Raw genomic sequence first — 16,040 nt, 5'->3', positions numbered from 1 at the left:
AAAAATTAAAGCCTTGGAAGATGTTTTTTCCGGTATTCGCCGGGTGTGCATCCATAGATCTGCCTGAACTGGCGGGAAATATTATTTGTAAGCGTAAAGCCGGCATCAAGTGCGATCTCGGATATTCTCCTGTCTGACTCCAGCAACTGCTGTGAAAACCGCTGCATCCTGAGCTTGAAAATATACTGGTAAACGCTGGTACCCGTAACGTGCAGAAATCGCTTTTCCAGCGAACGTCGGGAGATAGGAACCTGGATCAGCACATTACTTACATTGATGTTGTTCTCAAAATTCTTGTGGATATAGTTCAATGCAGCAGCTATATCATTGTCATGTGCGGCTGTGATATCTGTAGACTGGCGAGTAACGATATACGTTGGCATCACCATGATATTCTGCGGCTTTTTTACTTTCCCCTGGATCATGAGGTCCATCAGGCGCGCTGCTTCATAACCACCTTTTTCAGTATCAAGGTTAATGCTTGATAATGGCGGATCCGAAAGGTTGCAGGTAAGCTCATCATTGTCAACCCCCAAAACTATTACGTCTTCAGGAACCCGGATGCTGGCATGTTTACAAGCTTCGGTAATGTGTTGTGCGCGCATATCATCACAGGCCATAATAGCGATTGGCTTGGGTAACGATTTGAGCCATTTGCTCAATGAAGAGGGCTTGTAAAACCAGAGGTCCGTTTCATGAAGGTCTTCGTGTTCAAAATTATACACATCGAACCCCCGCTCATGAAGGTAATGTTCGAAACCATCAGATCGTTCCCGTGACCATACGATATTGCGGAAGCCATAAAATGCAAAATGCCTGAACCCTTTATTTACAAAGTACTCCGCCCCCATCTGACCAGTCTCAAAATACCCGCCGGTAATATTGGGGAAATCTTCAAACCTTTCGTGAAAGTCTTCGAGGATGAGCTGAATCCCCGACTCTGCTATTTTTTTTACCTGTCTTGAGTTATTAAGCTGTCCCACAATGCCCTGGGCTCCCCAGTCCCGGGCAAACTTCAGGATCCCCTTGATTCCGAGGGACTCCCGGTAATACAATGGCATCCGGCAAAATAAAGCAGACCCGTTTTCTTTATAATACCTCACTATACCCTGCATCAGACTCTGGCCATATCTTTCCGAAATATCAAAAAGTAAAATGATCTTGTTCATAACGGCTGTGTACTAAGGCGGCGGCTCCCAGTATTGCAATATTATCCAAAGAAGAACGCATTATCTTCACCTGTTTCAAGGTTCTTGAAAAAATAAAATCATTCATTCCGGCATACATGGATTCCTCGAAAAAAGGAAACGCATTTGAGACACCGCCACCGAGAATGATCGCCTCGGGCGCATAAGTGTATAACACGATCTTCATTACCTGTGACAGGTGGTGTCCGTAAGACTTCCATAAGTCAAGGGCTTCATCGTTTCCCCTGAGGGCTGACTCGTATGCGGCATGAGATGTCGTTGAGAACATTTCAAAATACATGCCGCTGGCATAATGCTCCAGGTTTTTGTCCAGGTACGGGATATAACCAATTTCCCCGCACCCGCAATACACGCCCTCGTACAGCTTATGATCAACAACTACCGCGGCACCCAGGCCGGTACCAATGCCAAGGACAACAAATGAAGAAAAAGGAGCAGCCTGGCCGTAAATTTTCTCCCCCAGCGCCATACATTTCACATCATTGTTAATATAAACAGGCTTTCCGAAGCGCGACTGCAAAAGCTGCTTCAGTTCTACTTCCTTCCATGAAGGGATATTGACAACATCATACACAATTCCCCTTTCAGGATCAACAACAGAGGGAACACCAATCCCAATGCCTTCAATATCGTATTTAATAAGCGGCGAAATTATCGAGTACAGCTGTTCCAATGTACTGTCGAGCGAATTTTTGTCCGAAAGAACTGTCTGGCGCGCCTCTATCACCTTGCCATTATCGACAACTGCAGCTCTTGCATTTGTGCCTCCCAGATCTATTCCAATAATCATTACTTACACGGGTTGAATGAAACAAATCTAACCCGGCAGAAACGAAAGCGCTCCTGAATTCGCGCAGTAAATCCATCAAAATGCGCAATAATAATTTGATAACACCAAGATACGCATTTTGAGGATTATTATACGCATTTGCGTACCGGCCTAATGATCCGTAACTCTACCTTTAGGCAGGTAGTTTGCCATACTATGTGCCCCCACCAGATTAACTGACTAATATGAGAATTATGAAATTTACTCACCTGATAAGGTCTGCATTAGCCCTTATCATAACCATTGCCACTGCTACAGTTTCGTATGCACAATCTGCCGTCACCGGCAAAATCACAGACAGCGCGGGACGCGCGATTCCCCATGTGAATGTGACCATTAAAGGCACGACACGAGGCACGGTTTCCAATACCGACGGGGTCTATAATGTCCCTGTATCGCCTGGCGATTCTGTGCTGGTATTTTCCAGTACGGGCTATGCCGCATCGGAAGTCCTGATTAATGGAAGATCAACAATTGATGTAACCCTTGCCACGGGCTCAACGCGACTCACAGAAGTTGTGGTTGTCGGGTATGGTACCCAGGCAAAACGCGATGTCACAGGAGCTGTCGCATCCATTAAAGGAGACGAGTTTCAAAACCTGCCCGTATCCGGTGCCACACAGGCATTGCAGGGAAGAACTGCAGGTGTGAATGTGGTCAGGAATGGAGGAAGCCCCGGAAACTCCGGATCTATCAGGATCCGTGGTACGGGCACCATTAACAATGCTGATCCGCTGATTGTAATTGACGGTGTACCGGCGGGGAACCTGAACTCTGTAAACCCAAACGACATTGCTTCCGTGGAAGTGCTGAAGGATGCCTCGGCTTCGGCCATATATGGAACACGGGCAGCAAACGGCGTTGTGATCGTTACGACAAAACGGGGCGGATTCGAGCAGCCAAATAAGATTTCCATCAATGCATATGGCGGCTTTTCAGACGCCCGCAAAACGATAGACATGCTGGATGCCCCTACACTGGTAGAGTTAAAAAGAGAGCGGTATACCAATGATGGAATCGACATGAACCCGGTATGGGATGATCCATCCAATTCAACTCAACGCACGAACTGGCAGGATGAACTGTTCGAAACCGGGAAAGTTTACAACGTGGATGTTTCACTCAGCGGTGGTTCAGCCAAATCGTCATTTATGCTATCCGGGGGATATTACGATGAGAAAGGAATAATCACCAATTCCTATTTCAAACGGTATAGTCTTCGCCTTAACTCCGACCACCGGGTGGGAAAAAGACTGAAGATTGGCCAGAGCCTTCAATTGACACGTTCTGATGACAATGCCCTGAACACCACCTCAGCACAGGACGGCCTGATCTGGAGCGCTATTCGCTTCATGCCCTTCATACCAGTAAAATATGAAGACGGTTCATGGGGAACATCAAAAGCTTCCAACGAATATGGAGACATCAACAACCCCATCTTTACTGCGCATGCAAACGATGCATCAAACGTTAACACTCGCCTTCTGGGTAACCTCAATGCAGAGTACCAGATAGCAAAAGGCCTGAAGTTCAAAGTGAACCTGGGGCTCGACGGGAACCATTATACAGGACGCAATTTCAGCATAATTGTTACCGATCAGACCCGTACAACAAACAACAACTCACTTAGCAAAAGCTTCAGCGAATCATACTCACTGCTTGGCGAATATTTCCTGACATACAGCAACATATTCGCCGGCAAACATAAGCTGGATGTTGTCGGAGGTTATACCGCCCAGACCTTCGACGGCGACTTGTTCTCTGCCAGCAAGCGCGACTTCCTGAATGAAGATCCGAAACAACGCTATTTTGATGCTGGCCAGTCACTCAACAGCATTGCCGGCAACCGCTATTATGACGCACTGCAATCTGCATTCGGAAGGATCAACTACGACTTTGACAGGCGTTACCTGTTTACTGCGACCTTCAGGGCAGATGGTTCGTCCAAATTTGCAGAGGGCAACAAATGGGGTTACTTCCCGGCGTTCTCAGCCGGCTGGAGGATCTCCGAAGAGAAATTCTTCAATGTCGGATTCATCAATGACCTGAAACTTACAGGAGGCTGGGGCCAGCTGGGTAACCAGAATGTGACAGGACTGCAATACCTGGCACTCATAGGCAGCGGTGGAAGGTATTCTTTCAACAACAATACGGTAGTAGCAGCTGCCCAAACCCGCCTTCCTAACCCGAACATCTCATGGGAAACTGCAGAGATGACTAATATCGGTTTGAATGCAGAACTCTTCAATAACAGCTTTAGTGTTTCATTAAACTATTTCGATAAGAGGACAGAGGACATGCTGCTGTCACCACCAACTATCGGAACAGTCGGAACCTTAGCCATTCCCGACCAGAATGTCGGAATACTGAAGAACAGCGGTCTTGAGATAGACCTGGCATACCGCAACAACAAAGGAGAATTCACTTATAATATCAGTGGAAATGCTTCTTTCATCAAGAACAAAGTGATCAAGTTGTATGAAGGTAATTTCATTGGTTCACAAACATACGGTCGCCCCAATGAAGAAATCTCCCGCACATACGAGGGTGAGCCCATGAGCATTTTCTGGGGCTGGAGAACCAACGGGTTGTACCAGACAGCAGAAGACATCGCCAAAGATCCCAATATTGCCAACGATTCAAGGAGACTGGACGGGCTGATTGAACCAGGTGACGTCCGTTTTATTGATACCAACGGAGATGGACTGATCGATGATAAAGACCGGGTGAAACTGGGAAGCCCACACCCTTCAGTAGTGTACGGCCTCAATGCGGACTTCGGTTACAAAGGATTTGATCTCTCCCTGTTCTTCCTTGGAAATGCCGGGTTGGAAATTTACAATGCCGACAGGATGCAGGGCCTTGATCCAACCTATTCATTCAACATGTATGAGGAGACAGTGAATCGCTGGTCAGGTCCAAACACCAGCAACTCCATTCCGCGGATGACAACCAAGAGGAATAACCGCAACTACCGCACTTCTGACATGTTCGTGGAAAAAGGTGATTTCTTCAGGCTTAAAAACCTGGTAATTGGTTATACGTTGAGTGAGAGGCTGACAAAGAACATCGGAATAAGCCGCCTGAGGTTTTATGTGACCGGCCAGAACGTATTTACGATTACCGATTACTCAGGCCTCGATCCTGAACTGGGTTACATTGACGGCAACAAGCAGATCAACGTGGACTATGCACAGTACCCACAATCACGTACCTGGATCTTTGGCGCCAATATCACATTTTAACGATTAAAGAAGCAACATGAAAAATATCATTATAAAAAGTGGACTTGTTCTCCTCACAATAGCCTCCATGTCCGGTTGCAAAAAGAACATCCTGGACTCTCCGCCATATGGACAATCCACTTCCGAAGATTTCTGGCGCAATGCCGATGATGCGATAGCCGCATCCAATGCGCTGTATTCTTTTCTCGGCGACGAATATATGTTCGCCCATACCGAACAGACCTGGGACATTTGTTCCGACGACCAGTGGCGCGCCGGTGACCACCCCGAAGACCAGGCAATAGAAGAATTTACGTACGAACCAAGCAACCCACAGTTAAATGACAGCTGGGCGAGAAAATATGAAGTGGTTTCCCGTGCCAACGCCATCCTCATTAATGTACCGAAGATCCAGATGGATGAGGGCTTGAAAAGAAGAATACTTGGCGAAGCGCACTTCATGCGTGGTTTCATCTACTGGCATTTCTACCGCATTTACGGCCAGGTTCCCCTGATCACCGAGGAAAACGTGCTGGCCAATAATTACAATGTCCCTAAAGCTACGGCTGACGAAATTAAAGCACTAATCGAAGCCGACCTGACCGCGGCGGCAGAATCACTGGAACTGCAATACGATGAGGCCGATCTCGGCAGGGCAACGAAAGGTTCAGCCTGGGGCTACCTTACCAAGTTTTATGTTTACCAGGAGAACTGGCCAAAAGCAATCGAAACAGGGAACAAAGTCATCACAGGTCCATATCCTTTGGCCGCAAGTTTCGGAGACAATTTTGCGCCTGAAACAAAGAACAACCCGGAAGTCCTGTTCTCCATCCAGTGTACAGACGGCTGGACGGAAAACGTAACCTCGATTTACTCGGCACCACGTCCCTGGGGTGGCTGGGGTTTTAACGAACCAATCAAGGACCTCGCTGACGAATTTGAAGCAGATGACGAACGACTGACTTACACCCTGGCGAAAGTGGGTGACATGATCGATGCAGGAGAGTCTAACGGTGGACTACAGCCCGTTCCACCAGGATTAACCAACACAGGATACTTCTTCAGGAAATATGTTAACTGGAGACCAGATGGAGGATTGGACAACAACATGAACATTATTATGCTGCGTGCATCAGATGTATACCTGCTTGTTGCGGAAGCTAAGATCAGGTCCGGCGCAAACGGGGATGCAGAGATAAATGCAGTCAGAAGCCGTAATGGCCTGGCAGATATTTCAAATGCTACCATGACCCAGTTGATCCATGAGAGAAGGGTTGAACTGGCGGGAGAAAATGAACGCCACCAGGACCTGATGCGTTGGGACCGCGCCGGAATCATTGACCTGAAAGCGCATTACGCGAAGGCACGTGGCCAATGGAAACCAGCAAGGAATTTCCAGCGTCCTAAAAACTATTTGTTCCCGATCCCACAGCGCCAGATCGACCTGAGCAATGGGGTACTGGAGCAAAACCCCGATTTCAGATAATCATCTAAATAAATGTGATCCCGGTAACTTTACTACTTTAACCATGTAAGGTTGCCGGGATCATTTTTTATACAAATTCTGAATTTTGATGAAGGGATTAATATTATCATCCGCTCTCTTTGCATTGCTTGCACTGGGAGCCTGTGACCAGCCGGCAGAAGTCAAAATAGTTGGCAGCTGGCAAATGGATTCCATCTACGACAACTACAACGGCTTCGGCTTCACTAATAAAAATCCGTATCCCAAAGAAGTTTACGAATACAGGAAGAACAAGACTGTATTGAGAAAGGGAATGGGTGAACAATTGGAATACAGGTACGCATGCAACGACTCCATTTTATCCATCTCTGAAACAACCGGGGGACCATCAGGAGAATTCATTATACTCCATATCGATCAGCAAAGAATGGCCCTTAAGAAAAACAAACAACCGCTATTCAGTGGAAAAAACCAGGTGCGTTATGAAATCCGTTACTTTACGCGGATCGATTCAACTGCATCACAACACTAAGCTTCTTTTTACACCCTTTGAGTTGTACACTTCAACTGCCTTTACATTTGCCGGAATATGAAGATACCTGCCAGATGAGGAGAGGTAACCAGACCCATAATAGAACTCTTTCCTGGCGGTCTTTCCATTTTGGAAATGTAAAATTGCCCAGGCATCATCATTATGCAGTTTTTCTGTTCTTTTGGACTGCACCGGCTTTTGCTCGAAAACACTAAGTGTGTCATTATTTGTGGCAGCCAGTACCAGTGACCTGTTCTTCACCAGGATTTCTGCAAGACCTTTACCATCACCTTCCATCCGGAAATCATTCGCAGCGACTGTAAAACCACCGCCAGGTTTTCCTTTCAGAAAAAGGCCCTTGAATGCATCGTATTGCCCGTTTATTACTTCAGCCCCATAAAAATTACCGGTAAGCAGCACATCATCAAAACCATCAGTATCAAAATCGTTCACCAGGATTCCGAAGATGGGCGCAAACTGCGCTTCAACGCATAAAGGGTGAATGGTCCATGGCTTGTCGCCATTATTAACCAGTTGAACAGTCTGGAAAGTATTCGCCCGTATTGATTTTGCCTTTTGCAATTGATCAGCAGTAAAAAGGTCAGTGATCCTGGCTTTTGCATAATCCGCATAAAGAGGAAACTTCTTCCTTAAGCCTGGCAGTTGCATCATCAGGTCATCCCTTGGATGTATGGGATAACCAACGCCGCTGTCGTTAACGGTAATAATCGGGTTGCGGTTACCAATATTTCCAAAGTCATTAATGTAGATACTTAAGGGGTGTTTATCATTGGTAGTATAGCGGCTGTTGCTGCCAAGGTTTCCGGCAATAAAATCAGTTTTGCCGTCCTGGTTAAAATCACCTGCCTGGATGCTGTTCCACCATCCTACCGTATGATCAAGACCAAACGAAGTTGTAGCATTTGTAAAGCGAGTATGTTCATTGATGAAAACAGTAATGGGCATCCACTCCCCTGCCAAAACAAGATCGGGCCGCTGGTCATTATTGACATCGGACCAGATCGCGGCATTAACCATACCGATGTTTTTTAGCCCCGGTGCTTTTGCATCCGTAACATCTGTAAACCGGCCGCCGTTGTTTTCCAGCAGCCTGCTCACGCCACCATCCGGGTAATGCTGCGGGATGATCTTTCCGCCGACAAAAAGATCAAGATCGCCATCAAGGTCAAAATCCGTAGCCACAACGCATGACCCGCTGGATGTTTCCTTTGGCAAAGCAAGTGAGTCGCGGGTGAATGTGCCCTTGCCGTTGTTTTTATACAACCTGTCCTGGTAATACCTGGAACCAGCTTCAAACTCGTTTCCTCCGCTAACGATATACAGATCCAGGTCCCGGTCTTTGTCCGCATCAAATAACAAAACGCCGAGATCTTCCTCCTGTTTCCGATCGCTATCGAGTTTACGCGGAAGAAACTTTCCATTAGCCTGCTGGAAAAACAATTGCCCCGACTGGTGATAGGCGCCGCCAACAAAAAAATCATCCAACCCATCACCGTTCATATCGCCCACAGTGATTCCGGGACCGCTTTGGGAAAATTTGTGCGGCAGGAGAGGCTGTATATTGAAATCGGTATAGGGTGACTCTGCATGCCGGAATTGGATCCCATACTTTTGGTTTGCGTTTTCAAATAACGGAGTTGCAATCATTACAGGCTTCGGTTCAGGTAAAACAGCATCTGAATATTTAACGCTGATTACCTGGTTCGCCAGCACATTAAGCAGTCTTGACATTTTTCCATCCGGCCACAAAACTATAACTGAGTCTGCGGTTTTATTTTTGCCCAGGCCCAGGTGAATTGTTGATTCAACGGTGGATTGATATCCCCTCACGGGATACTGCTCCTGGTAAATGGAAAGACTATCAGCAAATACTTTGATCCTGGCTCCGTAACCTTCGATATTCCCGGCAGGTCCAGCCAGGTTAATACCGAGAAAATGATTCTTAATTAAAGTCTCTGCATTATTCCTGTAAATGCCGGCCGGTTTGCCGGTATTAACTATAATAAGGTCCAGGTCGCCATCACGGTCAAGGTCTGCATATGCTGCACCGCTGGAATAGGCACTTGTATTAAACCCCCATTCTGCTGACACGTCTTTATAAGTCAGGTCTTTCTTATTCTGAAAAAGGAAGCTGTGCAATAAGGCTCCGTCAAGTTGCTGAAGAGCTGCGAACCATTTTTCCTGCTGGCTCTCCGCGCTATTTTCCTGCATGAAATTCTGTGCCCTGTAACTGATAAAATCCCGGTTGGTAATGTCGCGGGGATAACCGTTAGTGATCATCAGATCCTTCCAACCGTCATTGTCAAAATCAGCGAACAGCGGACTCCAGCTCCAGTCAGTGGCCGCTACGCCCGACAACATGGAAATCTCACTGAATGCTGGCAACTGGCCCGGTCCGGCACCCTGGTTAAGTTGCAGTGTATTTCGCATAAACTGCGGAGCGTAGCCGTATTGGATCTCGGAACGATAGCGGTCGTGGTTGGTCGCACCCAGCATCAGCTTTGACCTGAAATTGTCAGGTGGAAGCATATCCACTTCAATTATATCCGGTTTCCCGTCGTTGTTCATATCAGCAACATCATTACCCATTGCCGAATAACTCGTATGCCTGAACGCAGCTGAAGATCTTTCGGAAAATGTGCCATCGCAATTATTGATGTACAGGAGGTCATTGGAAACATAGTCATTGGAAACAAAAAGATCCGGCCATCCGTCAGTATTGAAATCACACACTGCAACACCGAGACCATAACCTTCATGCGTAATGCCTGCATCTCTCGAAACATTGGTAAAAGTTTCATTACCATTATTCCTGTAAAGCCTGTCGGTATTGGCCATTTCGCCATTGTTCCGTTTCGGGCGGATGATATTGGGACCTGTTTCGTCGGTGATGTTGGTAAGCAGGTACATGTCAAGATCGGAATCGCGGTCATAGTCGAAGAACACAGCCTGCACACTATGCCCGGTATCGGCAAGGCCGTAAGCTGCAGCCCTATCGGTGAATGAGTTATCCCGGTTATTTATATAAAAAGCATTCGCACGCTTTCCAGCTTCGTGAGGACCGGCAAAAGAAAGGTAAATATCACTGAAGCCATCCTGGTTGATATCAACAACAGAAACACCGGTTGCCCATTTCCCCTCCGTATTAATTCCGCTTGCTTCCGTAATATCCCTGAACCTGAAATCGCCTTCATTCAGGTAAAGCCTGCTTTTACCCATATTTGAACTGAAAAAAACATCAGGCAGGCTATCGTTGTTAAAATCACCGATACCAACACCGGCGCCGTTATAAAAGTATTCGAATGTGAGGATGTTAAGTTTTTCGTCTTCTCTTATTTCATTGGAGAAATCTATTCCCGTTCTGCCCGAAGGAAGCTGTTCAAAAAGCGGTTTATTTTTTCCATTGTCGCTGCAACCTGGAATGGCTGCCACGCAGGCAAACAAGAAAGCGGTCAAAACGAAGCTGCGCATTGTATTCTGGTTATAACGCATCAATTTAACGCAATAATCAACGTGCAGGTTTTGCCGGACGTAATTTGAGGATTAATTTACGTTTTTCCACCACATTGCAGAATACGCCCATAATATCTTAGTTTACTTTAAATATTCAGACTCATGGATTCGCGTCGAAAGTTTTTGAGAAATACTGCACTCATCGCAGCATCTGCCGCTGTACCAAATGCTGCACTTAAAGCTGGCACAAAGTCGCCCGCAGAAAAATTACCCGATGCAGACATTCAGTCCGAATACAAGAATACCTACATAAAAAACATCTTCGTAACTGAGAATGAATTTCGTGGCGCAGATACGAGCGTTATAGCGGCACCACCGTTTTCCCAGGCGAAGGAACTGTTGCCATTGCCCACCTGGAAAGGAAACGACCTTGCTATCGAAATGTACTGGAAAGCCTGGGAGATCGCATTCAAAAATATCAAGGCACCCGCAAAAGATTCAGGTTTTATTTGCTCCTATATCGACACTGCATACAATGGGAATATTTTTATGTGGGATTCCACATTTATTACCATGTTCGCCAGGTATGGTTCAAGGGCATATCCTTTCCAGCAGACATTAAACAACTTTTATGCAAAGCAACATCCTGATGGATTTATTTGCCGTGAGATCTGGGGAGAAACAGGAGGCGATTGCTTCCACCGGTATGATCCTACGAGTACGGGCCCAAACCTGATCCCGTGGAGTGAACTGGAATATTACAGGCAATTCGGTGACCTGAACCGTATTCATAAAATCTTCCCCGTACTCTGCGCCTACTACCAATGGCTGGGCCTGAACAGGACCTGGCAGGATGGTTCCTATTGGTCGAGCGGATGGGGCACCGGTATGGATAACCAACCGAGGGTGCAGAAGAAATATAACCCGATCTATTCGAACGGGCATATGACCTGGCTCGACACCTGCCTTCAGCAATTGTATATCGGGAAGATCCTGATAGATTTCGGCTTTTATACGGAACGCTGGCAGGAAATAGAAGATATCGAAGAGGAAACCAAATTCCTGAAAAAATACATCCGGGAAAAGTTATGGGACCCGAAAACCGCGTTCCTGTATGACCGTTATGCCGATGGCAGTCTTGGTACCTTAAAAAGCATTGGGGCCTACTGGGCACTATGGACAGATGTTCTGGAGCCGGAGGAACTCAAACGATTTGTGGCTCACCTAAATGACCCTAAAACCTTTGCACGAAAACACCCGATTCCATCAATACCTGCCGATCATGAGAAATACCAGGCAGACGGCCGCTACTGGCAGGGAGGCGTCTGGGCACCCACCAACTATATGGTGATATCGGGATTGAGGAATAAAAACTTTCATGCGCAGGCATTTGATCTTGCCATAAAACATCACCAGCAGGTAGGCCAGGTGTTTAAGGACACCGGTACCTTCTTTGAATATTACGCACCGGAAACTACCAGCCCCGGCTTCCTGGCAAGGCCTGAATTTATCGGGTGGACCGGCCTTGTACCGATTTCCATAATGTTTGAATGCATATTCGGAATTACGTCCAACCTTCAGCAACAGCAGATCAATTGGGATGTGCGGCTTACTGACGAGCATGGGATAGAAAGGTACCCCCTTGGGAAAGACGGGTTACTCACTTTCCACTGTGCCGCGCGAACCAATCCGAAGCAGAGACCACAAATCCGGATCGAATCAACTATTCCCCTGAAGTTGAAACTGACCTGGCCGGGGGGCGCTGAAACAATTGACATCAAACCTGGGACTAACAAGGTCTGATCAGGAATGAATTTTCTACATAAAAAGATCCTTGCCGGTAAGGTTGTAAATGCCCTGGATATCTTTCAGGATTTTTTCAAAGTCGAGCTGAAGGTCTTTCAACATCCCACTATGGATGTCGAACACCCAGCCATGAACAACCGGAAATTTATTTTCGCTGTAGGATAACTGGACCGCTGCGGTTTTGATCACGTTAATTGCCTGCTCCTGTACATTCAGTTCTACAAGGCGGTCATATCTTTCCTTACCTTCCGGAAGGGCGTCGAGTTCGTCCTTATGCATACGATATACATCGCGTATATTCCTGAGCCATGGATTTAGGATTCCCAGGTCTTTGGGTTCCATGGCAGCTTTCACGCCACCACAGTTATAGTGACCGCAGACAATGATGTGTTTTACGTTCAGGTGCCGGACAGCATAATTAATCACAGACATCACGTTCAGGTCAATGCTGTTGACAAGGTTTGCAATGTTACGATGTACGAAAACTTCGCCAGGGCTTGCTCCCATCATCTCTTCGGCAGTTACGCGGCTGTCGCTGCAACCAATGTATAAATAGCCGGGCTGCTGATCAGAAGCGAGTTTTTCGAAAAAATCCTTGTCTTTTTCTTTGTGGCGTTCAACCCAGTCCAGGTTATTCCGGAAGATCTGTTCGTATGTAACCATTTCCGAAAGTAAAAAGTAAAATCTAAACGTAAAAAAATAGCCCCGGTAAGACTACCAGGGCGTTCTATACTGTAATAAGCAACGAGAGATTTTCGGCAGGAGTTATTGAAGAGAATAGCGTACGGTGATGCCATATGTCCGCTGGTCGCCCAATACTGCGGCATAGTGGCCGGCATTACCCGCTGCCGGTAATAGTTGTTCGTAGTAGTCTTTATTAAAGATATTGCGACCCCAGACAAAGAGCGATAACCCGTCAGTGGCCCGGAAGCCCAATCGTGAGTTAAATGTTGCATACCCAGGGATATTAAGATATTTGGAAGGTGACGGACTTGAAGAAAAAGAAGACCTGGCATATGAGTCCAATCCAAAGAAGAGTTTTCCATTCTGGCCTATCAGCCTGAGTTGGTTTGATGATAATTCACCGCCCAATGAACCCGCCCATTTGGAAATACCGGGAAGCTGATCACCGGAAAGATCCTTAAAGGATTTTTGTGAACCGGTTTCTTCGAGAGGCACAGGGGCATTTTTGAAGGAGACATAAATACCTTCAGTAAATGCAACCGCGCCATATAGGGATAAATGCTTGCCAAGAGTTATGTTGGCATCTGTTTCAACACCAAGTACCCGTACTTTTTCCGCATTTGCCAGGAAGCCCCTGTTCACTCCGACCTCAGCTGTCTGTACCTGGGTCTGGTAATCCTTAACATCGGTATGATGGAAAACAACATTCAAAATGGAACGATTAGTCGGCTTCGTCTTTATACCAAGTTCGAAGTGTGTGACATATTCGGGCTTGATCTGCGCAAGTTCAAGCATCGGCTGCCCATTTGAAGTTGGCAATCCACCCAGGTTCACACCGGCAGGCTTGTAACTTGTTGAAAAGGTAGCAAAGCTGTTTATGTTGTCAGCCCATTTGTACGCAACTGTAAACTGACCGGAGAGTTTATTTTCATCAACATCAGCAGTAAACGCCTGGTTGGAATAAACAGAGTTCTTGATGGCAATCAGGTCCGGATCATCGGTTTGCAAGCCGCCATATGTCCGCCTGTCGTAGTCAACTTTTTTCTGGTCGAAGTTGAAACGGAGTCCCGGTAATACATGGAGTTTTTCGGTGATTGCCCAGTCGATCTGTCCAAAAACAGCCGCACCAAATGTCTTTAACCGCGAGGTAGTTTTAATTCCGTAGCCGTCAAGAAGTCCGGGCGTTTTCCATTTTTCGCTGGTAGTACTTTGCGAGAAGCGCCATTGTGCTGATCCGGATTCTTCGATATGAACCGGATCTGTTTTAAGGTCCTGCCCTATGATGAATACGCCGATCACACCGCTTAGTTTGTTAGAAAAGTTACCTGCATAGCGGACTTCCTGTGTCCACTGCTTGTGTTTGGAAGTTGCCTGCGACAAGCTAAGCACAGGCAGCGCGGTGAAGTCACGGTCGTTGGAGGGATCCCAGTTCCAATAACGCCATGCAGTGGTGGAAGTAAGGGTACCGGATCCTATTTTAATATCTGCATTCAGGGCGACACCACCAAGGTCATTTCCCGAACGCCAGGGTGTATTGTGATCAATTATCCGATCAAAAGCATTCCTGCTGGGCACCTGGTAGTTAAGGTCTGCAATGATCTGGTCAAACTGCCGGTAAGGAGCCCGCTGTGTCTGAACCACCCCTGCCAGCACCTGCGCATAACCGTCAGGACGCTGCCTCGACGCATCACCGGAAAGTGTCAGCTGAACCTTATCACTTGGGGAATAAAGCAGTTGCCCGCGCAAACCCAGGTTGTTGATATCATTGATGTATTTCCCGGTTGAAATATTTTTAATAACGCCGTCGCGCTGCGTACCCGAAAATGAAAGCCTGCCCGCAAATTTCTTACTTATAGGACCTGTCACAGATGCCTTTGCCTGGATATAACCGAAGTTTCCGTAGCTGACTTCAAAATTTGCACCCGGCGTAAAGCTTGCTTTGCGGGTGGTAATGTTAAATGCCCCGGCAGTGGTGTTCTTTCCGAAAAGCGTACCCTGCGGTCCACGCAAAACTTCAATCTGGTCAACATCGATAAAATCTAATGTAGTAGCGGCGGGACGGGCATAATACACACCATCCACATAGAAACCAACACCAGGGTCAATGCCGTCGTTGGTAAGACCGAATGTGGATCCGAGTCCGCGAATATTCAGCGTTGTGTTCCTTGGATTTGAGGAATATAGCTGCACAGTGGGAACAAGTTCTTTCAGCCGGTTAACGTTAAACGAACCTGTCGCCTCAACCTGTCCACCGCCAACAACTGAAATCGGGATAGGTACATTCTGGGCACTTTCCATCCGGCGGCGCGAAGTGATCACCACTTCTGTCAGATCGCTACCCGGTAACAGCACTACAGCCAGCTTATCAGCCAGTGAATTCACCGCCAGTTCATAGGCTTTAAAGCCTACCGAGCTTACGAGCAGGGTAAATGGCGGAGTTCTCTTTGAAACGATGCTGAAATGTCCATTGGCATCAGAGATAGCATAGCTTGTTGTTCCTTTAACTGAAATGGTCGCACTTGCTACTGCAGCACCGGTGCTATCTTTCACCCATCCTTCCACTGCCTGCTGGGCATAAGAAAAATGCGCGATCACTAAAAGGAAAAGCAGGGTTAATAATCTTTTCATAATCAATGCATTCAGTTTGGTTTGTGGTTGGTGTATGTCCATGATTTTTGTAGACTTATTATACATAGTCTATTCTATTAATAGACTTCTTGGGGTCAAATATATACAACAATTGTTAAGTCTACAAAACCTATAGACATTTATTTTTTAGTTGGGTGACGGTATTATTAATAAAAAAGCCGGTATAGAC

Annotated in this window: 9 protein-coding genes; 4 read left to right on the top strand and 5 right to left on the bottom strand. The window is 46.7% G+C overall.

Features of this window, described 5'->3' with window-relative positions; genetic code table 11:
• Window positions 1-5: 5 nt before the first annotated feature.
• Complete coding sequence (locus OI18_RS13555; protein ID WP_039140573.1) at window positions 6-1,169, bottom strand: AraC family transcriptional regulator; 1,164 nt, start codon at window positions 1,167-1,169, stop codon at window positions 6-8.
• The gene (locus OI18_RS13550) at window positions 1,144-1,998 is read right to left on the bottom strand and encodes an ROK family protein (protein ID WP_039140570.1); all 855 of its coding nucleotides are present in this window, start codon (window positions 1,996-1,998) and stop codon (window positions 1,144-1,146) included. Before OI18_RS13550 ends, OI18_RS13555 begins: the two co-directional genes overlap by 26 nt.
• 224 nt (window positions 1,999-2,222) lie before the next feature.
• Between OI18_RS13550 and OI18_RS13545 the strand changes: the two genes are divergently transcribed.
• The 3 genes from OI18_RS13545 to OI18_RS13535 all read left to right on the top strand — a co-directional run bounded on the left by OI18_RS13545 (window position 2,223) and on the right by OI18_RS13535 (window position 7,258).
• A complete protein-coding gene (locus tag OI18_RS13545) occupies window positions 2,223-5,282 on the top strand; it encodes a SusC/RagA family TonB-linked outer membrane protein (protein ID WP_082037970.1) in 3,060 nt (1,019 codons plus the stop codon).
• Window positions 5,283-5,298: 16 nt separating this feature from the next.
• On the top strand, window positions 5,299-6,747 hold the full coding sequence (locus OI18_RS13540; RefSeq protein ID WP_039140569.1) for a RagB/SusD family nutrient uptake outer membrane protein: 1,449 nt from the start codon (window positions 5,299-5,301) through the stop codon (window positions 6,745-6,747).
• 88 nt (window positions 6,748-6,835) lie between these two features.
• On the top strand, window positions 6,836-7,258 hold the full coding sequence (locus tag OI18_RS13535; RefSeq protein WP_039140567.1) for a hypothetical protein: 423 nt from the start codon (window positions 6,836-6,838) through the stop codon (window positions 7,256-7,258).
• Here OI18_RS13535 and OI18_RS13530 read toward each other — a convergent pair.
• Window positions 7,247-10,750 (bottom strand): VCBS repeat-containing protein, encoded by a 3,504-nt coding sequence (locus OI18_RS13530; protein ID WP_160290234.1) that lies wholly within the window; start codon window positions 10,748-10,750, stop codon window positions 7,247-7,249. The two genes, OI18_RS13535 and OI18_RS13530, sit on opposite strands and share 12 nt — an antisense overlap.
• A gap of 144 nt (window positions 10,751-10,894) precedes the next feature.
• Here OI18_RS13530 and OI18_RS13525 point away from each other — a divergent pair, with 144 nt between their 5' ends.
• Complete coding sequence (locus OI18_RS13525) at window positions 10,895-12,535, top strand: MGH1-like glycoside hydrolase domain-containing protein (protein WP_039140565.1); 1,641 nt, start codon at window positions 10,895-10,897, stop codon at window positions 12,533-12,535.
• A 15-nt stretch (window positions 12,536-12,550) separates the two neighbouring features.
• Here the strand turns inward: OI18_RS13525 and OI18_RS13520 are convergent, their stop codons facing one another.
• Window positions 12,551-13,201, bottom strand: coding sequence for a carbonic anhydrase (locus tag OI18_RS13520; RefSeq protein ID WP_039140564.1), 651 nt, complete (start codon window positions 13,199-13,201; stop codon window positions 12,551-12,553).
• A gap of 102 nt (window positions 13,202-13,303) precedes the next feature.
• A complete protein-coding gene (locus OI18_RS13515; protein WP_039140925.1) occupies window positions 13,304-15,850 on the bottom strand; it encodes a TonB-dependent receptor in 2,547 nt (848 codons plus the stop codon).
• Window positions 15,851-16,040: the final 190 nt, after the last annotated feature.

Source organism: Flavihumibacter solisilvae, from assembly GCF_000814475.1.
Taxonomy (GTDB): Bacteria; Bacteroidota; Bacteroidia; order Chitinophagales; family Chitinophagaceae; genus Flavihumibacter; species Flavihumibacter solisilvae.
The sequence above is the reverse complement of the archived record's forward strand: the minus strand, read 5'-3'. Positions and strand labels throughout refer to the sequence as shown.